Here is a 22330-nt window from a genome sequence, read left to right as displayed (position 1 = left end):
GCGGCCAACTCTGTCCCCAACCATTTAGGAGTATTGCGATGACTGTTACGGTTGAGACCCTGGAAAAGCTGGAACGAAAAATGACCCTGACCTTGCCCGTCGGCAAGGTCCAGTCGGAGGTCGAGTCGCGTCTGAAGAAGCTCGCTCGCACCGTCAAGATGGACGGTTTCCGCCCTGGCAAAGTCCCCATGAATGTGGTGGCACAACGCTACGGTTACTCGGTTCATTATGAAGTCATGAACGACAAAGTCGGCGAGGCCTTCGCCAGCGCCGCCAACGAAGCCAAGCTGCGTGTCGCCGGCCAGCCCCGCATCACCGAAAAAGAAACCTCGCCGGAAGGTGAAATGGCTTTCGATGCTGTTTTCGAGGTTTATCCGGACGTCAAAATTGGCGACCTGAGCGGCGCCGAAGTGCAAAAAATAGCCACTGAAGTGACAGACAGCGCGATCGACAAGACGCTGGACATCCTGCGCAAGCAGCGCCGGACCTTTGCCCAGCGCGCCCATGACGCCGCGGCACAGGTGGGTGACCGCGTGACGGTCGATTTCGAAGGCAAGATTGATGGTGAGCCATTCTCCGGCGGGAAAGCAGCAGATTTCCAGTTCATCTTGGGTGACGGCCAGATGCTCAAGGAGTTCGAAGACGCGACCAGTGGCATGAAGGCAGGCGAAAGTAAGACCTTCCAATTGGCTTTTCCGGCCGATTACCACGGTAAGGACGTGGCTGGCAAGACTGCCGACTTCATGGTTACCCTGAAAAAAGTCGAGGCCGCCCATCTGCCTGAGGTGAACGATGCCTTGGCCAAGTCGCTTGGTATTGCGGACGCCACGGTGGACGGTTTGCGTGCTGATGTGAAGAAGAACCTGGAGCGTGAAGTCAAGTTCCGTCTGCTGGCTCGCAACAAACAAGCCGTCATGGATGCCCTGGTGGCGAAGGCCGAACTGGACCTGCCCAACGCCAGCGTGCAGGCCGAAGTGAGCCGTTTGATGGAAAGTGCCCGCGCCGACCTGAAGCAGCGCGGCATGAAGGATGCCGACAAGACGCCGATGCCCGAGGACATCTTCCGACCCCAGGCCGAGCGCCGGGTACGTCTGGGCCTGGTCGTGGCCGAATTGGTGCGCGCCCACAACCTGCAAGCCAAGCCTGAACAGATCAAGGCGCATATTGAGGAATTGGCCGCCAGCTACGAAAAACCGGCCGAAGTGATGCGCTGGTATTACAGCGACAATAATCGTCTGGCCGAAGTCGAGGCCATCGTGATTGAAAACAATGTCACTGAATTTGTGCTGGCCAAGGCCGTCGTCAACGAGAAGAGCCTATCATTTGACGAATTGATGGCTCAAAATTGACCTTTAAATCTGGCGGGGCAGACCCCAGCTAGGCGCAGCGAGGCAGTTCTGTTCTCAACTAAACTGAGACCTTGCGGGACAGGCCGCTGCTTCACACGGCGGGCCGGCTCTGTCCTCAATTGATTAGGAGAAAACATGAACGAGCGATTTGGTGCAATGGAAACGCAAGGCCTGGGCATGGTCCCGATGGTGATTGAGCAGTCAGGTCGCGGTGAGCGGTCTTACGATATCTACTCGCGCCTGCTGAAAGAGCGGGTGATTTTTCTGGTCGGTCCGGTCAACGACCACGTGGCGAACCTGGTGGTGGCGCAGTTGTTGTTTTTGGAGAGTGACAATCCGGACAAGGATATTTCTTTTTACATCAACTCTCCCGGTGGCTCGGTCAGCGCTGGCATGGCGATTTTTGATACCATGAATTTCATCAAGCCTGACGTTTCCACCCTGTGCACCGGCATGGCGGCCAGCATGGGAGCCTTCTTGTTGGCGGCCGGGGCCAAGGGCAAGCGCTTCTCGCTGCCCAATTCCAAGGTCATGATTCACCAGCCGTCGGGCGGCAGTCAAGGCCAGGCGACCGAGATCGAGATTCAGGCCCGTGAGATATTGAAGACGCGCGAACAGCTCAATAGAATTCTGGCTGAACGTACTGGCCAGCCGCTGGAGCGCATTGAGCGCGACACCGAGCGTGACTATTACATGTCTGCCGATGAGTGCAAGGAATATGGTCTGATCGACAAGGTTATCTCGAAACGGGCGTAGTTCACATGGCTGAAAAAAAAGGTTCTTCGGGCGAGAAAACCCTTTATTGCTCTTTCTGCGGCAAGAGCCAGCATGAGGTTAAAAAACTGATTGCCGGCCCATCGGTATTTGTCTGCGATGAATGCATTGAACTTTGCAACGAAATCATTCGTGATGAATTGCCGGGCAGTACCGAGGCGCGCAGCTCAGGCGGAGAATTGCCGACCCCGGCCGAGATCAAGGCCAATCTGGACAATTACGTGATCGGTCAGGAGCCGGCCAAACGTACTTTGGCGGTGGCGGTTTACAACCATTACAAGCGCTTGAGGCACAAGGAAAAAGCCAAAAAAGATGACGTCGAGTTGGCCAAAAGCAATATATTGCTGATCGGTCCGACCGGCTCCGGCAAGACGCTGCTGGCGCAGACTTTGGCGCGCATGTTGGACGTGCCCTTTGTGATGGCCGATGCGACGACCCTGACGGAGGCCGGTTACGTTGGCGAGGACGTTGAAAACATCGTGCTCAAGCTGCTGCAGAGCTGCAATTACGAGGTCGAACGGGCTCAGCGTGGCATTGTCTACATCGACGAGATTGACAAGATTTCCCGCAAGTCCGACAACCCCTCGATCACACGCGATGTCTCGGGCGAGGGGGTGCAACAGGCGCTGCTCAAGCTGATTGAAGGCACCATGGCCAGCGTGCCGCCGCAAGGGGGGCGCAAACACCCGAATCAGGATTTTGTCCAGATCGATACCACCAACATCCTGTTCATTTGTGGCGGCGCATTTTTCGGACTCGAAAAAGTGATTGACAACCGTACCCAATCTTCCGGCATTGGGTTTGGGGCGTCGGTCAAAAGCAAGGCGCAGCGCAGCCTGACCCAGGTCTTCAAGGACGTGGAGCCGGAAGACTTGATCAAGTTCGGCCTGATTCCTGAACTGGTGGGCCGCATGCCGGTGGTGGCGACCTTGGCTGAGCTGACTGAAGAAGCGCTGGTGCAGATATTGACCGAACCCAAGAATGCACTGGTCAAGCAGTACGCCAAGCTGCTGGCGATGGAAGGCGTGGATCTCGAAATTCGTCCCTCGGCCCTGAAGGCCATTGCCAAAAAAGCGCTGGCCCGAAAGACCGGAGCGCGTGGCTTGCGCTCGATCCTGGAGCAGGCTCTGATCGATACCATGTACGAGCTGCCCAATACCACCAACGTTGATAAGGTTGTGGTTGACGAGTCCACCATCGAAGAGAACAAGCCACCGCTGCTGGTTTACCGTGAGGCCGCCCGCAAGGCCTGATTTTGCCCGTGCGGCTTGAAAATCGGCGTTGCTGATCCATATTCAACAGGTAACGAAAAGGTTTCCTCCATGTCCAGCCATACCCAATTACCTGCCACTGCCCTCGATTTGCCACTGCTGCCACTGCGCGATGTGGTTGTTTTTCCGCACATGGTGATTCCGCTTTTTGTCGGTAGACCGAAGAGCATCAAGGCCCTGGAAGCGGCCATGGAGTCCGAGCGTCGCATCATGCTGGTGGCGCAAAAAGCTGCCGCCAAGGACGATCCGCTGGTGACCGACATGTTTGATGTCGGTTGTATCTCGACCATCCTGCAAATGCTGAAACTGCCTGACGGCACGGTCAAGGTGCTGGTTGAAGGACAGCAGCGCGCCCGCGTCAACCGGATCGAAGACGGTGAATTGCATTTCCTGGCCAATGTCACGCCGGTTGAAGCAGTCGTCGAGGCGGAGCCAAAGTCACGTACCAAGGCCAGTGAAATCGAGGCTTTGCGCCGTGCTGTGATGCAGCAGTTTGAACAGTACGTCAAGCTCAACAAGAAGATCCCGCCTGAAATTCTGACCTCCATTTCCAGTATCGATGACGCTGGACGTCTGGCCGACACGATTGCCGCGCATCTGCCCTTGAAGCTTGACAACAAGCAGGCGGTGCTGGACCTTGCGGGCGTCAAGGAGCGCCTTGAGAACCTGTTTGAGCAGATTGAACGTGAAGTTGACATCCTGAACGTGGACAAAAAAATCCGTGGTCGTGTCAAACGGCAGATGGAAAAAAACCAGCGTGATTTCTACTTGAATGAACAGGTCAAGGCGATTCAGAAAGAGCTTGGTGAAGGAGAAGACGGCGCCGATATCGACGAGATCGAGAAGAGAATCAAGTCCGCCAAGATGCCCAAGGAAGCACTGAGAAAGGCTGAGGGCGAGCTCAAGAAACTCAAACTCATGTCACCCATGTCGGCCGAAGCGACGGTGGTGCGCAATTACATCGATGTGTTGACCGGTTTACCCTGGGTCGGCAAGACCAAGATCAAGCACGACCTGGGCAATGCTGAAAAAGTCCTTAACGAAGACCACTATGGCCTCGACAAGGTGAAAGACCGGATTCTTGAGTATCTTGCGGTGCAACAACGGGTCGACAAGGTGAAGGCACCGATCCTGTGCCTGGTCGGGCCTCCGGGTGTCGGAAAAACCTCGCTCGGGCAATCGATTGCCAAGGCGACCGGGCGCAAGTATGTGCGCATGGCCTTGGGCGGTATGCGTGATGAGGCCGAGATTCGCGGTCACCGGCGCACCTACATCGGGGCCATGCCTGGCAAGGTGCTGCAAAGCCTGTCCAAGATTGGAACGCGCAATCCGCTGTTTCTGCTCGATGAAATAGACAAGCTGGGAACGGACTTCCGGGGCGATCCGTCGAGCGCGCTGCTGGAGGTGCTGGACCCTGAGCAAAATCACAAGTTTGGCGACCACTACGTCGAGGTTGACTTTGATTTGAGCGATGTCATGTTTGTGGCCACTTCGAACTCCATGAACATTCCGCCGGCGTTGCTGGACCGCATGGAAGTGATTCGCCTGTCGGGTTACACGGAAGACGAAAAAACAAATATCGCCATCAAGTTTTTGCTGCCCAAGCAACTCAAGAACAATGGCGTCAAGGAAGAAGAGTTGAAAATCGCCGATGAGGCGGTGCGCGACATTGTTCGCTACTACACCCGTGAAGCCGGTGTGCGTTCGCTGGAACGCGAACTCTCCAAAATTTGCCGCAAAGTGGTGAAAGGCCTGCAACTTGGGAAGATGACGCCGCAGGTCAGAGTGACGGCCGACAATTTGAACGATTTTCTGGGTGTTCGGAAGTTCAACTATGGGCGTGCCGAGCAGCAAAATCAGGTCGGGCAGGTGGTCGGTCTGGCCTGGACCGAGGTCGGCGGCGATCTGCTCACGATTGAGGCCGCCATGATGCCTGGCAAAGGCGTTATCGCGCGCACCGGGTCATTGGGCGATGTGATGAAAGAGTCGGTTGAGGCCGCCCGCACAGTGGTGCGCAGCCGCTCGCGGCGCCTGGGTATCAAGGACGAGTTTTTCGAAAAGAAGGATATTCATATCCACGTACCGGATGGCGCCACGCCCAAGGACGGACCGAGCGCCGGAGCCGCAATGACCACCGCTTTTGTTTCTGCCATGACGGGTATTCCGGTGCGCAGTGATGTCGCCATGACCGGTGAAATTACCTTGCGCGGCGAGGTGACGGCAATTGGTGGCTTGAAGGAAAAACTGCTGGCAGCCTTGCGCGGTGGCATCAAGACGGTGTTGATCCCGGAGGAAAATGCCAAGGACCTGCAGGACATCCCGGCGAACGTGAAAAACGGTCTTGAGATCGTGCCGGTGCGCTGGATCGACAAGGTGCTAGAAATTGCCCTGGAAAGAGCGCCAACGCCCTTGCCGGAGGAAGAGCCGGCGTTGGCTGCTGGCGCAGCGGTTTCGGTGGCTGCGCCCGAACCGGTCGGGTCGGTCAAGCACTAGACGGGATTGCCGCTTGAACTTTTTGCAGCGGTGCGCAGTGATGAGAAAAAATGCGCTATAATTTATGGCTTGAAACGCGGGAATAGCTCAGTTGGTAGAGCGCAACCTTGCCAAGGTTGAGGTCGAGAGTTCGAGACTCTTTTCCCGCTCCAAATTCCAAAAAGGGAAGCCCAGGCTTCCCTTTTTTGTCAGAAAAATTGGCGCGATAGCAAATCGGTTATGCAACGGATTGCAAATCCGTGGAGCCCAGTTCGACTCTGGGTCGCGCCTCCACTAATTTTGACCTGCGCCCGAGTGGTGAAATTGGTAGACACATCGGACTTAAAATCCGCCGCTTCCAGAAATGGGGCGTACCGGTTCGATTCCGGTCTCGGGCACCAGTACACTAGCGTTCCATGTCAAGCTATAACCGCCCCCTAGAGATTCATGTTCATGGCCAGGTGATTCTGCGTGCCGAGGTTGTCTTTGCACAGCTGCAAGACGCTCTCAAGCCTCTCTGGAAGTACGCCGGTGCGCGTTCTTTGGCGGATGCAGCCGACAGTTCCTACGAGGACGAACCGGGCATCAAGTTTGATCCGCAGGAACACCTGTTGCAAATGTGCTGGACCATTGAGGGCGATGACGATTTTCGCCAAACGCTTGATGAGATGTGCATGAACCTCAATGAGTTGGCGCAAACCGGCGCCGCCATTGAAGTCACTTTTTACGACACCGAATTTGACGATGAGGACGAAGAGGAGTCGGACGCGCAGTCACGCGATGATTTCGTCATGCTCTTTGTCGGGCCAGACCCCGCAGCCATCATGCAAGTCCAGCGCGATTTGCTGGTCCAGGACGTTGTCAACCTGATGGAGCGCCATTTTGACGGTGCCGAACTGGGTGGCGTGGTGGCTGAAATCGATAAACTGTTCGGCCAGCGCTTCGATGACCTGGTGAATTCGTTGCAGCTTGGCAAGCCGCCGCGTGGCTCGGGTGGCGGCCACGGTGGCTTGGGCCATGGCGGCGGACGCAAGCCGCGCCATTTGCATTAACTCGTCCTGTAATGCTGCCGGTGCGGGGTTCGGTCGGGCAACGGCAGCAAGAGAGTTTCAGGCCGGTTTGGTGTTGACCGCGTACTTGCCCAATTCCATTTTGGCGATGGAGTTCCGGTGTACTTCATCCGGACCATCGGCAAAGCGCAGGGTGCGCGCATTGGCATAGCTGTAGGCGAGCGGAAAATCGTCGCACATGCCGCCGCCGCCATGCGCCTGCATCGCCCAATCGATCACCTGGCAAGCCATGCTGGGCGCCACCACCTTGATCATGGCGATCTCGTTCTTGGCGAATTTGTTGCCGGCAACGTCCATCATCCAGGCCGCTTTGAGTGTCAGCAGACGCGCCATGTCGATTTTGCAGCGGGCTTCGGCGATCCGTTCCTGGGTCACGGTCTGCGCCGCGATGGGCTTGCCAAAGGCGACCCGCAGGGAGGCGCGTTTGCACATCAACTCCAGCGCCCGTTCAGCCAGACCAATCAGGCGCATGCAGTGGTGAATGCGTCCCGGCCCAAGGCGCCCTTGCGCGATCTCGAAGCCACGGCCTTCGCCCAGCAGGATATTGGTCACCGGCACCCGCACGTTTTCAAACAGCACTTCCATGTGGCCGTGCGGCGCGTCGTCGTAACCCATCACGTTGAGCGCGCGCACCACCGTGATGCCGGGCGTGTTGGCCGGCACCAGCACCATGCTTTGCTGCGAATGACGCGCTGCCTCGGGGTTGGTTTTTCCCATCGTGATGTAGACCGCGCAACGCGGGTCGCCGGCACCGGAGGTCCACCACTTGCGGCCGTTGATGACGTAGTCGTCGCCCTGACGCTCGATGCGGGTCTGGATGTTGGTGGCATCGCTGGATGCGACCTCGGGTTCGGTCATGGCAAAAGAGGACCGGATTTTGCCTTCCAGCAGGGGCTTGAGCCAGCGCGCCTTGTTTTCTTCCGAGCCATAGCGGGCGATGGTTTCCATGTTGCCGGTGTCGGGCGCCGAACAGTTGAAGACCTCGCTGGACCACATCACGTGGCCCATGATTTCAGCCAGAGGCGCGTACTCCTGATTGGTCAGGCCGGCGCCGTTGTAGCCCGAAGCGGCGGCGCTGTCGACCGGCAGAAACAGGTTCCACAGGCCGGCGGCCTGCGCCTTTGGCTTGAGGTTTTCAATGGTTTGCAGCGGCGTCCAGCGCTTGCCGGCTGCCGTATTGGCCGCAATTTCGGCGTGGTAAGCACCTTCAGACGGGTAGATGTACTCGTTCATGAACGCTTGCAACTTGCCTTGCAGCTCTTTTGTTTTGGGTGAGTAGTCAAAGTCCATGGGATCTCCGTTGATGTCAGTTGAAATTGGGTTAGCTTTGTTGGGCGAATTTCCAGGCCATCTGGGCCAGCGGTCTGGCGCCAGCGGCCGAGCTGACGGCTTGGGCGCTGGCAGCGGTGCCAGCCTCCACCCGTTTGGCGATGCCTTGCAGGATGGCGGCAATGCGAAACAGGTTGTAGGCCATGTAGAAATTCCAGTCGGCCTTGAGCGCCTCCGGCGTCGTGAGCCCGGTGCGTTCGCAATAGCGGTGGATGTAGTCGTCTTCGGTCGGAATACCCAGGCTGGCCACGTCGAGCCCGCCGATGCCGCGGAAGGAGCCGGGCGGAATATGCCAGGCCATGCAGTGGTAGCTGAAGTCGGCCAGCGGATGGCCCAGTGTCGACAGTTCCCAGTCCAGCACCGCCACGATGCGCGGCTCGGTCGGGTGAAACATCAGGTTGTCCAGCCGGTAGTCGCCATGCACGATGCTGACCATATTTTCGGCTCTGGCCATGGCCGGAATGTGCTGCGGCAGCCAGGCCATCAGATGGTCCATCTCGACAATCGGCTGCGTGATCGAGGCGACGTACTGTTTGCTCCAGCGGCCGATCTGGCGTTCAAAATAATTGCCAGGTTTGCCGTAGCCGGCCAGCCCGCGTTCGGCGAATTTGACGGTGTGCAGGGCGGCGATGACGCGGTTCATTTCGTCGTAGATTTCGCCGCGTTGCTGGGTGCTCATGCCGGGCAAGGTCTGGTCCCACAGAATGCGTCCTGGCATGAATTCCATGACGTAGAAGGCGCGGCCAATGACAGCTTCGTCCTCGCACAGGCAGTGCATGCGGGGTACCGGAACATCGGTGCCGTACAAACCGCTCATGACGGCAAATTCGCGCTCAATGGCGTGTGCGGAAGGCAGTAATTTGGCGACCGGGCCTGGCTTGGCGCGCATGACATAACTTTGCGTCGGCGTGCTCAGTTTGTAAGTAGGGTTGGACTGACCGCCTTTGAACGATTCCACGGTAACGGGGCCACAGAAACCGTCCAGGTTTTGCGTCAGCCAGGCGGACAGGGCTCCCACATCAAAGGCCTGGTTTTCCGAGACCGGACGGGTGCCCGTGAAATGATCAAAGTCGCTCATCGTGCTGTGCTTCTTCAGAGGGTTAGTTGTCGGCTTCAATAATGCGCATCAAGGCTTCGCGGTTGCGAATCACCAGACCACCCGGTTCGATCCGAATCGCTTCCTCGCGTTCCATCGATTTGAGTTCCTGATTGACGCGCTGGCGCGAAGCACCCAGCAACTGCGCCAACTCTTCCTGGGCCAATTGCAAACCGATGCGCATCTCGCGCCCGTCGCTCAGAGAGGGCACGCCATAGCTGCGCACCAGATGCAGCAATTGCTTGGCCAGACGCGCTCGCAGCGGCAGCGTATTGAGGTCTTCCACCAGGCCGTAGAGTTGCCGGATGCGCCGCGCGTGCAGGCGCAAGAGCGCTTCGTAGAGTTCGGTATGCAGCGCCAGAATCTTCTTGAAATCGGCTTTGGCCACGCACAGAATCGTGCTGTCGCCGTGGGCATAGGCATCGTGCGTGCGCCGGTCGCCGTCGAAGATGGCGACATCGCCGAACCAGATCCCCGGCTCGACATAGGTCAGGGTAATTTGCTTGCCCGAGATAGAAGTCGAGCTGACCCGCACGGCACCACGGGCGCAGGCAATCCACTCCTGTGGCTGCTCGCCGCGGGCAGTGATGAGTTCGCCATCCTTGTAACGTTTGACGTAGGCGCATCGCAGAATATCGTGCCGCAGTGAGGGTGAGAGGGTTGAAAACCAGCGACCGGAGTTGATCGCCTCGCGTTCCTCGATGGTAAGAATAGGGTCGTCCATGGCCTGTCTTTTGGGTGACTGAAAACACCTCCATTGTCGCGCTGGTGACGATCCTGGCACTTAAGGCTTGTCGCCTGCGTGTCTTTGAACAGTGGCGGACAGCGCTTGTTCGCTTCGCGTAACTGCGGGCTGTCCCGCAATGTTTCAGGCTTCTTGGTGCAGCAGGCTCAGGCCGATGGCGCCGCGCCGGCGTAGCCAGGGGCTGGGACGGTAGCGCGGGTCGCCATAGACCGTTTGCATGTTGAACAGCACTTCGAGGATGTTGGTCGGGCCATAAAGATTGCCCATGGCCAGCGGCCCTAGGGGGTAGCCCAAACCCAGCGTCACTGCGGTTTCAAGGTCAGCCGGCGAGCAGATGCCTTGCTGGCAGATGTCGCAGGCAATGTTGACGATGGTGGCCACCACCCGTTGGCTTACAAACCCGCCGCTGTCCCGAATCACGCTGACCGCCTTGCCGTCGCGGGCCATCAGGGCGTGGGCGGCATTACGCATGTCGAGGCGGGTGGCAGGGTTGGTGGCCAGCACGCGCCGCTTGCTGACAGCGTCGTCAACCAGCATGTCAATGCCGATGGTGCGAGCCGGGTCCAGTCGTTCCACCACGGCCACCGTGGTGATGTCGAAGCCCAAGGGCGCTACCAAGGTCAGGGCTTGGGCTGAGGGCGTGGCACCGGTCTCAATCCTGGCCCCCAGATTCTTCAGCAGCAAGAGCAGATCGGCGCGCCGCGCGGCGCGCGGTGAGACCCATACCGGCGGCATCTGATCGACCGACGGTGCGGCTGGCTCGGGTTCGGTCTGCGCGACGCCTTTGTCGTAACGGTAAAAACCTTCACCCACTTTTTTTCCGACCACGCCGCCGGCCAGTCGCTGGGCGGTGATGACGCTGGGCCGGTAGCGTGGTTCTTCGAAGTACTGGTGGTAAATCGATTCCATCACCGGGTGTGACACGTCCAACGCGGTCAGGTCCATCAACTCAAAAGGGCCTAGTTTGAAGCCAATCTGGTCTTTCAAAATCCGGTCAATGGTGGCGAAATCGGCGACCCCTTCGCTGACGACCCGTAGCGCTTCGGTGCCATAGCCGCGGCCGGCGTGATTGACAATAAAACCGGGTGTGTCTTGTGCCAGTACCGGCGTGTGGCCCATTTGCCGGGCATAAGCGGTCAGATCGGCGCAGACGCTGGCGCCGGTCTTGAGGCCGGCGACGACCTCCACTACCTTCATCAGGGGCACCGGGTTGAAGAAGTGAAAGCCGGCAAACTGCTGCGGACGCTTCAGTCTTGCCGCGATCGCAGTGACCGAAAGGGACGAGGTATTGGTCACCAGGACGGTGCTCGGGGCGACCAGGGCTTCGAGTTCCGCGAACAAACTGGCCTTGACATCCAGCCGTTCAACGATGGCCTCCACGATCAGGTCACTGCCGGACAGCGCGGCCAGCGAGTCGGCACAGTGCAGGCGGGATTTGTACAAGGCAGTTTGAGCGGCGTCCAGGCGACCTTTTTCGCAAAGCCTGTCCCATTGGGAGAAGACCGAGGTTTGTGCCACCCGCGCTGTCTCGGCTTGCAGATCGAACAGCAATACCGTGCTACCGGCTTGTGCGGCAATCTGGGCGATGCCACGCCCCATGGCGCCGACGCCGACGATGCCGACGTGTGAAAAAATTGGTTTCATGCGACCAATTATGACGTGACACGCAGGACATAGGTGATGGGTTGCGCTTGTGACACAATGAACTTGGCCCTTGTCTGCGTGCGTCACCGGCATGGGGCTTCAACTACTATTTCAACTGCCATGACGATCAAGCTATGCGGTTTCGCAGCCAGTAATTACTACAACAAAATCAAACTTCAGTTGCTGGAAAAAGAAGTTGCCTTCGAGGAGGAACTGGTCTGGACTGGCAACAATCACGCCACACTGGTGGACCGATCGCCACTGGGCAAGGTGCCATTTCTGGATACTCCGGACGGCCCCATCTCGGAATCGATGGCCTGTGCCGAATACATCGAAGCGGTCTATCCGCAAAACTCATTGCTGCCTGCCGATCCTTTTGCTGCGGCGAAGGTGCGCGAACTCATCATCTACAGTGAGCTGCACCTTGAATTGGTCGCCAGGGAACTCTACCCGGAGGCTTTTTTTGGCGGCAGGGTCAGTGACGGCAACAAGGAGCGCACGCGCAAGTTGCTGATCAAGGGCGTTGCCGCTTTCGCCAAACTGGCCAGGTTTGAGCCGTTCATCGCCGGAGCCCAATTTACCCTGGCCGACTGTGCCGCTATCGCTCATCTACCCCTGATGAGGATTGTCAGCAAGCAGATTTACGGTGAGGACTTGCTGGCAACCCTGCCGCTGAAGGATTACCTGCGCCTGCTGGGTCAGCGTGCCGCAGTGCAAAAAGTCGAGGCTGACCGCAAAGCCAATACGGATCTGATGTTGGCAGCAGATTTGGCCAAAAAATAAGTCAGGCCGGATTCAGCGGCGGACCTGCAAAGCACCGGGATTGACGATGTTGGTCGGGGTACCCTTGATGAAGTTGATGACGTTGTCGAAAGCAGCGCCAAAATACATTTCATAACTGTCCTGCTCGACATAGCCGATGTGGGGCGTGCAAATGCAGTTTTCAATGCGCAACAGAGCGTGACCCTGCAGAATCGGTTCCGTCTCAAAGACGTCGACGGCGGCCATGCCGGGCCGACCCCGGTTGAGGGCCCCGATCAAGGCGTCGGGCTCTACCAATTCGGCGCGTGAAGTGTTGACCAGCAGCGCGGTCGGTTTCATGCGCGCCAGATCGTCGAGCTTGACAATGCCGCGGGTTTCGTCCGCCAGTCGAAGATGCAGCGAGAGTACATCGCATTGAGAAAAAAATTCTTCGCGGCTGGGTGCGGCGGCAAACCCGTCCAGAATGGCTCTCTCGCGTGACGGTGCACGCCCCCAGATCAGCACGTTCATGCCGAAGGCTCTGCCGTAGCCGGCCAGCAACTGGCCGATTCTTCCGTAACCCCAAATACCCAGTGTCTTGCCCTTGAGAATAGTTCCCAAGCCAAAATTGACCGGCATGGAGCCAGCCTTGAAACCCGATTGTTGCCAAGCGCCATGCTTGAGATTGCCAATGTACTGGGGCAGGCGGCGCATGGCGGCCATGATCAGCGCCCAGGTGAGTTCGGCCGGTGCTACCGGTGAACCGGCCCCGTCGGCCACGGCAATGCCGCGTTCGGTGCAGGCGGTGATGTCGATGTGCTCGCCGACGCGCCCGGTTTGCACAACCAGCTTGAGTTTGGGTAGCTTTTCGATCAACTGGCGCGGTAAGTGAGTGCGTTCCCGGTTCAACACAATGATGTCGGCATCCTTGAGCCGAAATGACAACTGCCCCAGCCCCTTGACCGTGTTGGTGTAAACCTTGGCCTGATAGGGTTCCAGTTTGGTCGCGCAGTTGAGCTTTCGGACCGCATCCTGGTAATCGTCAAGAATCACAATATTCATAAGTCCTTATTGTGCCTTGGCATTTCGTCTGTCGGCCACAGACGCTAGCGGGAATGCCGACTCAGTGCAGGGCGGCCAGCCGATCCAACTCGGCGCAGACATCGGCCATGCGGCCTGAGATCACCATGCGTCCGACGTTGGCGGGGGCCTGGCCCGCCTCCAGGATACGCACGATGCGCAGAGGCTTGTGGGCTGAGTTTTTCAGGGAATTTTGCCGCTCAACCTTGGAGCAGTAGGTGGTGTCAGTTATTGCCGATAGCGGAACCTGGCAAGCGCCCCGGTCGCTGCCTGGCCGGGCCGGTCCAAGCGCCGCGTTGGGCATCAGCCAGCGCCACAAACCGTGCAGTGGTGCCAATACTCCGGGAACAACAGTTAGTGCAGTACTCATTTGAAATCTTTCAATCGGTGCCAGTAACCGGGCCTACATCAACATGGTGTTGCGGATCAGGCCAACCGCGAGTCCTTCAATTTCAAACGGCTCGCCGGGCTCGACCACTATGGTTTGGTAGTCGGGGTTTTCGGGGTGCAGTTCTATCAGGTTCTTGTTACGCCGGAAACGCTTGACGGTCACTTCATCGCCCAAGCGGGCCACCACAATCTGCCCGTTTTTGGCGTCTTTGGTGGACTGCACTGCCAGCAGGTCGCCATCCATGATGCCAGCGTCACGCATCGACATGCCGCGCACCTTGAGCAGATAGTCGGGCTTGCGCTGGAACAGACTGCTTTCCAGGTAATAGGTTTGGTCGATGTGCTCCTGCGCCAGAATCGGCGAGCCGGCTGCGACCCGCCCAATCAGGGGCAAGGCCAATTGGGCCAAGCTGGGCAACTGGAAAGAGTACTGCTTGTTGCGGGATTCATTGATGGAGCGCAAGGCGTCGCTTTTGAGGCGGATGCCGCGCGAGGTGCCACTGATCAGTTCGATGACGCCTTTGCGCGCCAAGGCTTGCAAGTGCTCTTCCGCCGCATTGGCTGACTTGAAACCCAATTCGGTGGCGATCTCGGCCCGCGTCGGCGGTGCACCGGTGCGGGCAATGGCGCTCTGGATGAGATCCAGAATCTGTTGCTGGCGGGCGGTCAGTTTGGGGCTTTCAAGCATGGCGACTCCTTGGGGTTTGGGTGGGTCTTGCTGTGGGTTTGTACACGCTGTGTTGATATCCAGTAACTGTATTTTTAACCAGTTTTTGGAAATATGCAAGCGTTGCGTGCGATACGGACTAAAAAGTGGCTTGTTTGCGCGACCCGTGACGGTCAAGCCGGATCGGCGGCCGGAGGCGAGGCATTAAAATCGGGCACTTTCACTTGCCGGGCATCCAGATGATTTCGTTATCCTGCCACGCCATCCTTGCTGGACGCGCACCCTCTGATACCCCCGTCATCGTCCGTGGCTGGGTTCGCACCCGACGCGACTCCAAGGCGGGCTTGTCTTTTGTTCAGGTTTCCGATGGTTCCTGCTTCCATCCGGTACAGGTCGTGGCACCGGCAGCACTTGCCAATTACGCCAGCGAAATCCAGAAGCTCACCGCGGGTTGTGCCGTGGAGGCGGAGGGAATGATTGTGTCCTCGCCCAACGCAGGCCAGGCTTTTGAGATGCATGCAACGGAACTCAGGGTCGTGGGCTGGGTCGACGATCCGGACACCTATCCCATTCAGCCCAAGCCGCACAGCATGGAGTTCCTGCGCGAGGTGGCGCACTTGCGCCCGCGCACCAACGTGATTGGCGCCAGCGCGCGTGTACGGCACACCTTGGCCATGGCGATTCACCGGTTTTTCAGCGAGAACGAATTTCTCTGGGTCAACACGCCCATCATCACCGCCTCCGATGCCGAAGGCGCTGGAGAACTGTTCCGCGTGTCGACGCTGGACGCGCTCAATCCACCGCGCACGGCCGATGGAAAGGTGGACTTTTCGCAGGACTTCTTCGGGCGTGAGGCCTTCCTGACCGTCTCCGGGCAACTCAATGTCGAGACCTATTGCATGGCCTTGTCCAAGGTCTACACCTTTGGCCCCACGTTCCGCGCGGAAAACTCCAACACCAGCCGCCACCTGGCCGAATTCTGGATGGTGGAGCCGGAAATCGCCTTTGCCAATCTGTCGGCCAACGCCGATTTGGCGCAGGCTCTGCTCAAGTACATCTTCAAGGCTGTGCTGACCGAACGGCCTGATGACATGGCCTTCTTCGAGGACCGGATCGAGAAGGGCGTGATCGCCAAGCTGCAGGGCATCGTCGAGCGCGAGTTCGTGCGCATGGACTACACCGAGGCGGTCAGGATTCTGGAAAATTCCGGGCATCCATTCGAGTACCCGGTGAAATGGGGCATCGACCTGCAAAGCGAGCATGAACGCTACCTCGCCGAGAAACATGTGGGTGGTCCGGTGGTGCTGATGAATTATCCGAAGGAAATCAAGGCCTTTTACATGCGGCTAAGCGACGACGGGAAGACCGTGGCGGCGATGGATGTGCTGGCGCCCGGCATCGGTGAGATCATTGGCGGCAGCCAGCGCGAGGAGCGGCTGGATGTGCTGGATGCGCGCCTGGAGGCGACCGGCCTGGACAAGAACGCCTACGCCTGGTATCGCGACTTGCGTCGCTACGGCAGCGTTCCCCACGCCGGATTTGGACTGGGCTTCGAGCGCACCGTTGCTTATGCCACCGGTCTTTCCAATGTGCGCGATGTGATCCCGTTTCCGCGCACGCCAGGCAGCGCCCGCTATTGAACCTGGCGCCCAGGCAAGGTCAAGCGGCTAATGCGGCGAGTGCCTTGGCCCTGATTTCGTCGACGCTGCCGGTACCGTCGATGGCCCGGTACTTGGGTGCCGCGCTGGGCTCCGCTTTGGCCCAGTTGGCGTAGTAGTCCACCAGTGGGCGCGTCTGGGCGCTGTACACCGCCAGGCGTTTCTTGACGGTTTCCTCCTTATCGTCATCGCGCTGAATCAGGGCTTCACCGGTGATGTCGTCGACACCCGCGACTTTCGGTGGGTTGAATTTGACGTGGTAGGTACGACCCGAGGGGGCGTGCGAGCGCCGGCCGCTCATGCGCTCGACGATGGCCTCAAACGGCACGGCTATCTCCAGCACGTAATCGAGTTTCACGCCCGCTGCTTTCATGGCGTCGGCCTGCGGAATGGTGCGCGGGAACCCGTCAAACAGGAAGCCGCCGGCGCAGTCGTTCTGGGCAATGCGTTCTTTCACCAGGTCGATGATCAACTGGTCGCTGACCAGGCCACCTGAATCCATGACCTTCTTGGCTTCAATGCCCAACGCCGTGCCGGCCTTGACCGCGGCGCGCAGCATGTCGCCGGTAGAAATTTGCGGTATGCCGTATTTTTGGCAGATAAAGGTCGCTTGTGTGCCCTTGCCAGCGCCGGGTGCGCCCAACAAAATAAGTTTCATGGATGTCCTTCGAATAAATGACTATCAGGCAGCATCACCGTGCTTGTTCCGGGGCAGGCCGCAATGCTTGGCTACAGTGAAGAATAGCATGCCGCCGTTGCTCGCCGACCTGGAATTTGGCCACCTATTGCTCTGGGACAAGTTCTCACGGCCGCCGCTCAGGACTTGAATAGTTGGCGCACCCGTTCCAGGTCTTCAGGCGTGTCGACCCCGGGGCCGGGTGTGTGCGCCGTGATGTGGACCGCAATGCGGTGGCCATGCCACAGGGCGCGCAATTGCTCCAGCGCTTCCGTGATTTCGAGGGGCGCTTGCGCCAGCTTGGGGAACTGGCGCAAAAAGCCGACCCGGTAGCCGTAAATGCCGATGTGACGCAACGGCGCCGGGCTGGGCAGGGCGTCGGGTCGATCACGCCAAAGCGGAATCGGCGCGCGACTGAAGTAGAGCGCCATGGCACCGCCATCGAGCACCACCTTGACCACGTTGGGGTTGTGGAAGTCGGCCAGAGTCTCGATGGCATGGGCCGCCGTGCTCATGCTGGCTTCAGGTCGCCGGGCCAGCAGTTGCGCGACCGCGTCCACCAATGCCGGATCAATCAAGGGCTCGTCGCCCTGCACGTTGACCACGATCTGGTCGTCCTCAAGACCCAGCAACTGACAGGCCTCCGCCAGACGGTCGCTGCCCGAAGGATGGTCGGTGCCGGTCAGCAAAGCCTCTATGTTGTGCTCCTGACAGGCCTTGACGATGGCCGGGCTGTCGGCCGCAACAACCACCCGGACGAAGCCACCGGGACAGGAGATTGACCTGACCCGCTGCGCCACGCGCACCACCATCGGAGCGCCGCCGATGTCGGCCAGCGGCTTGTTGGGCAGGCGGGTCGATGCCAGACGGGCCGGAATCAGAACCGTGAAATTCAAAGTCCGAGTTCCTCGTCCGTCAGGGTGCGCGCCTCATTTTCGAGCAGGATCGGTATGCCGTCGCGCACCGGGTAGGCCAGGCGCGCGCTGCGGGAGGTCAATTCCTGCTTTTCGCGGTCGTATTCCAGGGGGCCTTTGGTGACCGGGCAAACCAGCAGTTCAAGTAATCGTGTGTCCATGGCGTGATGATAGCGTCGGCTTCGGTTGGGCGGCCAGTAAAACGGACAACAGGGAGTCGAACTTGGTCAGGAACGCCGGTTCAGGCGTGAACAGCAGCGGTATTGCCAGCGCATCCGGTTGCTTGTGCCACAGCTTGACGGCATCTTTTTCAGTGCAAATAACGGTGTGGCCGCGGTAGTCGTCGGGCGACCAGGCGGCAAAAGAAAAGTGATCCGGCAGTGCCATGGTGCCGGCCAACTTCAAGCCCTGAGCGCGTAGCATGGCGAAAAAATCATCCGGCTTGGCGATGGCAGCTACCGCCAGCAAGGGCTTGCTGCCAGCGCGCATCAGATCGGTCAAGGCGACCTGGCTGCCGTCGGCACGCTGGGCCTGCCGGGCCAAGGTACGTTGCGCGCTGAAACCGGCAAAAGCCGGCCGCACCCCGGTGTGCAGCACCAGATCGACGGCGCGCGGCCAGGGCTCGCGCAAGGGCCCGGCCGGCAGCAAAAAGCCATTCCCGATGCCACGGTCGTCAAACACGCAAATCTCCAGGTCGCGCCCCAGGCCCAGGTGTTGCAGGCCATCGTCGCAGACGATGACGTCGGTGTCAGGATAGAGTCGCAGCAACGATCTGGCCGCGGCCAGGCGACGCGGCGCCACAAAAACGGCGGCCGAGGTGTTGCGTTTGATCAGCGCCGGTTCATCCCCGACCTCCGAAATGGGGCTGCTTGAAAGGACTTCCCGGCAGTCCCTGGTACGCCGACCGTAGCCGCGCGAGATCACGCCCACCCGCAGGCCGGCGGACTGCAGGTGGCGCACCAGGGCAATGACGACAGGGGTTTTGCCGGAACCGCCCGCCACTACATTGCCGACCACGATCACCGGCACCGGCACGCGTCCGGTCCGGCACCAGCCGACGCGGTACAAGCCGCGCCGCAGTGCCGCCAGCGCACCAAACATCAGCGCGACCGGCCAGAGCAGCCAGGCCAGCGCGCCCCGGTGTGTCCAGGCGCCGGTCAACACGCGCTGCAACGCTGACTGTTGCGCTGCTCCGATCATGGCTTACCGGGTCCTGGCCTGGGCCGACGACTGGGTGGTGAAAGTGATTTGCGTCAGGCCGGCACGCCGGGCCGCTTCCATCACGGTGACCACCGCCTGGTGCCTGGCACTGGCGTCGGCGTTGATGATCAAGACCGTCTCCCGGCCCGCTTTGGCGCCTTCCAGCAGGGCCGCCGCGAGGGCATCGGCGCTGCGCTCAGGCAGCGGCATTTTGTTGACCGCGTAGGAGCCATCGCTGCCGACGCTGACCATGATTTCCCTGGTGTAGTCGCGTTGTACCTCGGCATCCGCCACCGGCAGTTTGAGCTGTAGTTCGGTGAATTTGTTGTAGCTGGTGGACAACATCAAGAAAATCAGCACCACCAGCAATACGTCGATGAACGGAATCAGGTTGATTTCGGGCTCCTCGCGAACTCGGGGGCGGAAATTCATGATTCTTGTTCTTTACCTGCGCAGGGTATTGAGATGGCGCGCCAAGCGTTCGGAGGCGAGTTCCAGGACCAGCAGATAGGCGTCCAGTCGAGCCCGGAAGTAGCGCCAGAAAATCAGCGACGGAATGGCCACAATCAAACCGAAAGCCGTGTTGTACAGAGCCACCGAGATGCCATGCGCCAGTTGTGCCGGGTTGCCACCGGTGGCAACGCCGGATGGAGTCTGGGAGCCAAAAATCTCGATCATGCCGATCACGGTGCCAAACAGGCCCATCAGCGGCGCGGCCGAGGCGATGGTGGCCAGGGTGCTCAGGTAACGCTCCAGCCGGTGCGCGACCAGGCGGCCGGTTCCTTCCATGGCGGAGCGAAGGTCGGCCTCACTACAGCGCGGGTTGCTGTTGAGCGCGCGCAAGCCGCTGGCCAGCACCTCGCCCAAGGCGGAATTTTGAGCCAGTTGGACGACCATGTCCGGCGTAGGCACCGTGGTACGAGAGACGATCAACACCTCTTCCAGCAATTTGGGGGGGGCCACCTTGGAGGTCTTGAGGCTGATAAAGCGTTCAATGACCAGCGCCAAAGCCAGGACAGAGCAGGCAATCAATGGCCAGATCGGCCAGCCGGCGGCTTGTATGATTGAAAGCAAATGAAATCTCCGCGCAGATGAGGGGCCACGCGATTATGTCCCAGGCTCCGGCATTTTGAGACATGGAGAGTTGCCGCGGCAGTTCAGGTCTTGTCGTCGGTTCGTGGCCACCCACAAAATCTGTGGATAACTTTGTGAAGAACCAGGCGGCGAAGTGCCGCCAAGCCGCATGGGCTGTGGCTTGTGACACATTGATGACAAATTGGGCGGTTAAAAATCAAATGAAATCAATGACTTACAACATAAAAATAGGGTTCCCCAAGGGGTTTTACCCAAGGCCCCGACAATGGAACTTGCAGTGGAACACTCATTTTTGTAACTTCCCGTGACAGACCCCGACCATCAACTCAAAACCTTGTCGGACAAACCGCAGTCACACCGGATGAGCAAGCTCTGTCCTTAACCGATTGGGGGTTTGCCAAGACCCTTTTGCAGATCAATGCCTGAAATCATTTCACCTCCATCGGCGCCAAGAATCTGGCAGGTCGGCGCGTTGTGCCGCGCTGTTGCGGACGCGCTGGAAGCAAGATTCAACCCGGTCGTGGTACGTGGCGAGTTGTCCGGCTTCTCCCGCGCGTCCAGTGGTCACTGTTATTTTTCCCTGAAGGACGAAAGCGCCCAGGTTCGGTGTGCGATGTTTCGCCGGGCCGCCAGTTTGCTGGATTTTTCACCGCGCGACGGCGAACTGGTTGAGTTGCGCGGCCGCTTGGGGATTTACGAGCCGCGGGGCGATCTGCAACTGATAGTGGAGAGCATGAGCCGGGCCGGACAGGGCGCATTGTTTGAGCAGTTCCTCAAGCTCAAAGCCAAGCTCGAGGCGCAAGGGCTGTTCGACGTTGCCAGAAAACGCTCGCTGCCGGTGTTGCCGCGTGGCATAGGTGTGGTGACTTCGCTGGGTGCGGCAGCGCTGCACGATGTGACCAGTGCCCTGCAACGGCGCGCACCGCATATCCCGGTGGTGGTCGCACCGGCCCTGGTTCAAGGGGCCAATGCGCCGGCCGAGTTGATCCAGGCGCTGTCGAATTTATACCGGCTGACGCCGCAAGGACGTCTTGCCGTCGATTTCACCGCGCAGGGGCAAGGCGCGCCAAGCCTGTCAGCTCCGATCATTGACGTCATCCTGCTGGTGCGCGGTGGCGGCTCCATGGAGGATTTGTGGGCTTTCAATGACGAGCAACTGGTGCGCAGCCTGACGCAAAGCCCGGTCCCCATTGTTTGTGGTGTCGGACACGAAACCGATTTCACCCTGGCTGATTTTGCCGCCGACCTGCGGGCTCCCACTCCGACTGCCGCAGCCGAGCTGGTGGCGCAGCCGCGCGAGGTCTGGCTGGGTGCCGTCGAGGGGCTGGCGCAGCGTCTGCGGGACGCGGCCTACCGACACATCGACCAACGGAGTCAGCAGCTCGATTTGACGGCTTCCCGGTTGGGGCGACCGTCCGCGCTGGTCGGTCGGCAGCGTTTGCAACTGTCCTCCAATGCGCAGCGGCTGCACCTTTTTACCTTGCAGCTATTGAAACAAAGACAGCAGGAATTACAACGCTTGCAGGACTCTCTGCCAGACGCCATGGGGCGCGGTCTGAGTCACGCCGACGAGCGCTTGCAGCGCGCCTCCTTGCGCCTGGGTCTGCTGGACCCGACACTGGTGTTGCAGCGTGGCTATGCCTGGCTGCGCAACCGTGACGGCGACACCATCAACAGCGTGCGGCAGGTCCGGGGCGGTCAGCCGTTGCGGGCTACCCTTGCTGACGGTGAGCTTGATTTGACGGTATCCAACCCAAAGTAGGCAAAGTTTCTACAATCGCCCATCTCAACCAACCGACCAACGAGGATCTCATGGAACATACACTGCCTGCACTGCCTTTTGCGCTTGACGCCCTGGCGCCGCACTATTCCAAGGAAACGCTTGAGTACCACCATGGCAAGCACCACAACGCCTATGTGGTGAACCTCAACAATCTGCAAAAAGGGACCGATTTTGAGAACATGGCGCTGGAAGACATTGTCAAGAAGTCCAGTGGCGGCATCTATAACAACGCGGCCCAGATCTGGAATCCCACCTTTTTCTGGAACTGCATGAAACCGCAAGGCGGTGGCGAACCCTCAGGTGCGCTGGCTGCGGCCATCAATGCCAAGTGGGGTTCCTATGCGGCGTTCAAGGAAGCATTCGTCAAGTCCGCCGT

The 22330-nt window shown here is 59.3% G+C and carries 21 protein-coding genes, 3 tRNA genes and 1 pseudogene; 12 read left to right on the top strand and 13 right to left on the bottom strand.

Annotation, left to right across the window (positions count from 1 at the left end; translation table 11 throughout):
- The first annotated feature begins 38 nt into the window (after positions 1–38).
- The 8 genes from tig to PHS32_RS14385 all read left to right on the top strand — a co-directional run bounded on the left by tig (position 39) and on the right by PHS32_RS14385 (position 6918).
- Positions 39–1349, top strand: coding sequence for a trigger factor (gene tig / locus PHS32_RS14420; protein WP_301079709.1), 1311 nt, complete (start codon positions 39–41; stop codon positions 1347–1349).
- Between the two features lie 135 nt (positions 1350–1484).
- Positions 1485–2105, top strand: a complete 621-nt coding sequence (clpP, locus tag PHS32_RS14415; protein ID WP_301079707.1) for an ATP-dependent Clp endopeptidase proteolytic subunit ClpP — start codon at positions 1485–1487, stop codon at positions 2103–2105.
- A 5-nt stretch (positions 2106–2110) separates the two neighbouring features.
- On the top strand, positions 2111–3376 hold the full coding sequence (clpX, locus tag PHS32_RS14410) for an ATP-dependent Clp protease ATP-binding subunit ClpX (protein ID WP_301079706.1): 1266 nt from the start codon (positions 2111–2113) through the stop codon (positions 3374–3376).
- A 69-nt stretch (positions 3377–3445) separates the two neighbouring features.
- Positions 3446–5887 carry an endopeptidase La gene (lon, locus tag PHS32_RS14405; RefSeq protein ID WP_301079705.1) on the top strand — a complete coding sequence of 814 codons (2442 nt, stop codon included), beginning with the start codon at positions 3446–3448 and terminating at the stop codon, positions 5885–5887.
- A 76-nt stretch (positions 5888–5963) separates the two neighbouring features.
- Positions 5964–6039 (top strand) — tRNA-Gly (locus PHS32_RS14400).
- A gap of 47 nt (positions 6040–6086) precedes the next feature.
- Positions 6087–6160, top strand: a tRNA-Cys gene (locus tag PHS32_RS14395).
- 15 nt (positions 6161–6175) lie between these two features.
- Positions 6176–6267 (top strand) — tRNA-Leu (locus PHS32_RS14390).
- Positions 6268–6282: 15 nt separating this feature from the next.
- Entirely contained in the window at positions 6283–6918 is a 636-nt protein-coding gene (locus PHS32_RS14385) for a DUF6806 family protein (RefSeq protein ID WP_301079704.1), read from the top strand.
- Between the two features lie 57 nt (positions 6919–6975).
- On the opposite strand, the gene PHS32_RS14380 is transcribed toward PHS32_RS14385, so the two are convergent.
- The 4 genes from PHS32_RS14380 to PHS32_RS14365 form a co-directional block, all read right to left on the bottom strand.
- On the bottom strand, positions 6976–8226 hold the full coding sequence (locus PHS32_RS14380; protein ID WP_301079703.1) for an acyl-CoA dehydrogenase family protein: 1251 nt from the start codon (positions 8224–8226) through the stop codon (positions 6976–6978).
- Between the two features lie 31 nt (positions 8227–8257).
- A complete protein-coding gene (locus tag PHS32_RS14375) occupies positions 8258–9343 on the bottom strand; it encodes a phosphotransferase family protein (RefSeq protein WP_301079702.1) in 1086 nt (361 codons plus the stop codon).
- Positions 9344–9365: 22 nt separating this feature from the next.
- Positions 9366–10085 (bottom strand): Crp/Fnr family transcriptional regulator, encoded by a 720-nt coding sequence (locus PHS32_RS14370; RefSeq protein ID WP_301079700.1) that lies wholly within the window; start codon positions 10083–10085, stop codon positions 9366–9368.
- 144 nt (positions 10086–10229) lie between these two features.
- Complete coding sequence (locus PHS32_RS14365; protein WP_301079699.1) at positions 10230–11750, bottom strand: 3-hydroxyacyl-CoA dehydrogenase; 1521 nt, start codon at positions 11748–11750, stop codon at positions 10230–10232.
- A gap of 120 nt (positions 11751–11870) precedes the next feature.
- Here PHS32_RS14365 and PHS32_RS14360 point away from each other — a divergent pair, with 120 nt between their 5' ends.
- A complete protein-coding gene (locus PHS32_RS14360) occupies positions 11871–12533 on the top strand; it encodes a glutathione S-transferase (RefSeq protein ID WP_301079744.1) in 663 nt (220 codons plus the stop codon).
- A gap of 12 nt (positions 12534–12545) precedes the next feature.
- Here the strand turns inward: PHS32_RS14360 and PHS32_RS14355 are convergent, their stop codons facing one another.
- From PHS32_RS14355 to lexA, 3 genes are all read right to left on the bottom strand, one after another.
- Complete coding sequence (locus PHS32_RS14355; RefSeq protein ID WP_301079698.1) at positions 12546–13553, bottom strand: D-2-hydroxyacid dehydrogenase family protein; 1008 nt, start codon at positions 13551–13553, stop codon at positions 12546–12548.
- A gap of 61 nt (positions 13554–13614) precedes the next feature.
- Positions 13615–13941, bottom strand: coding sequence for a hypothetical protein (locus PHS32_RS14350; protein WP_301079697.1), 327 nt, complete (start codon positions 13939–13941; stop codon positions 13615–13617).
- Between the two features lie 33 nt (positions 13942–13974).
- Positions 13975–14649, bottom strand: coding sequence for a transcriptional repressor LexA (lexA, locus tag PHS32_RS14345; RefSeq protein WP_301079696.1), 675 nt, complete (start codon positions 14647–14649; stop codon positions 13975–13977).
- 218 nt (positions 14650–14867) lie between these two features.
- Here lexA and asnS point away from each other — a divergent pair, with 218 nt between their 5' ends.
- Positions 14868–16268, top strand: coding sequence for an asparagine--tRNA ligase (gene asnS / locus PHS32_RS14340; RefSeq protein ID WP_301079694.1), 1401 nt, complete (start codon positions 14868–14870; stop codon positions 16266–16268).
- A gap of 19 nt (positions 16269–16287) precedes the next feature.
- On the opposite strand, the gene adk is transcribed toward asnS, so the two are convergent.
- From adk to PHS32_RS14310, 6 genes are all read right to left on the bottom strand, one after another.
- Positions 16288–16944, bottom strand: a complete 657-nt coding sequence (gene adk / locus PHS32_RS14335) for an adenylate kinase (RefSeq protein WP_301079693.1) — start codon at positions 16942–16944, stop codon at positions 16288–16290.
- Positions 16945–17102: 158 nt separating this feature from the next.
- On the bottom strand, positions 17103–17858 hold the full coding sequence (kdsB, locus tag PHS32_RS14330) for a 3-deoxy-manno-octulosonate cytidylyltransferase (protein ID WP_301079692.1): 756 nt from the start codon (positions 17856–17858) through the stop codon (positions 17103–17105).
- On the bottom strand, positions 17855–18037 hold the full coding sequence (locus tag PHS32_RS14325) for a Trm112 family protein (RefSeq protein ID WP_301079691.1): 183 nt from the start codon (positions 18035–18037) through the stop codon (positions 17855–17857). Before PHS32_RS14325 ends, kdsB begins: the two co-directional genes overlap by 4 nt.
- A complete protein-coding gene (gene lpxK, locus PHS32_RS14320; protein WP_301079690.1) occupies positions 18018–19076 on the bottom strand; it encodes a tetraacyldisaccharide 4'-kinase in 1059 nt (352 codons plus the stop codon). The genes PHS32_RS14325 and lpxK overlap by 20 nt, the downstream gene beginning before the upstream one ends.
- A gap of 3 nt (positions 19077–19079) precedes the next feature.
- Positions 19080–19508 carry a biopolymer transporter ExbD gene (locus tag PHS32_RS14315; RefSeq protein WP_301079689.1) on the bottom strand — a complete coding sequence of 143 codons (429 nt, stop codon included), beginning with the start codon at positions 19506–19508 and terminating at the stop codon, positions 19080–19082.
- Positions 19509–19520: 12 nt separating this feature from the next.
- Complete coding sequence (locus tag PHS32_RS14310) at positions 19521–20150, bottom strand: MotA/TolQ/ExbB proton channel family protein (protein WP_301079688.1); 630 nt, start codon at positions 20148–20150, stop codon at positions 19521–19523.
- A gap of 439 nt (positions 20151–20589) precedes the next feature.
- Here PHS32_RS14310 and xseA point away from each other — a divergent pair, with 439 nt between their 5' ends.
- Together xseA and PHS32_RS14300 are read left to right on the top strand one after the other, a co-directional pair.
- Complete coding sequence (gene xseA, locus PHS32_RS14305) at positions 20590–21933, top strand: exodeoxyribonuclease VII large subunit (RefSeq protein ID WP_301079687.1); 1344 nt, start codon at positions 20590–20592, stop codon at positions 21931–21933.
- A gap of 50 nt (positions 21934–21983) precedes the next feature.
- Positions 21984–22330 (top strand): annotated as a pseudogene (locus PHS32_RS14300) (superoxide dismutase [Fe]); the annotation flags it as partial.

Origin of the sequence: Rhodoferax sp. (genome assembly GCF_028714215.1) — a bacterium.
Taxonomy (GTDB): Bacteria; Pseudomonadota; Gammaproteobacteria; order Burkholderiales; family Burkholderiaceae_C; genus Rhodoferax.
This window is presented reverse-complemented; position numbering and strand designations above follow the sequence as displayed.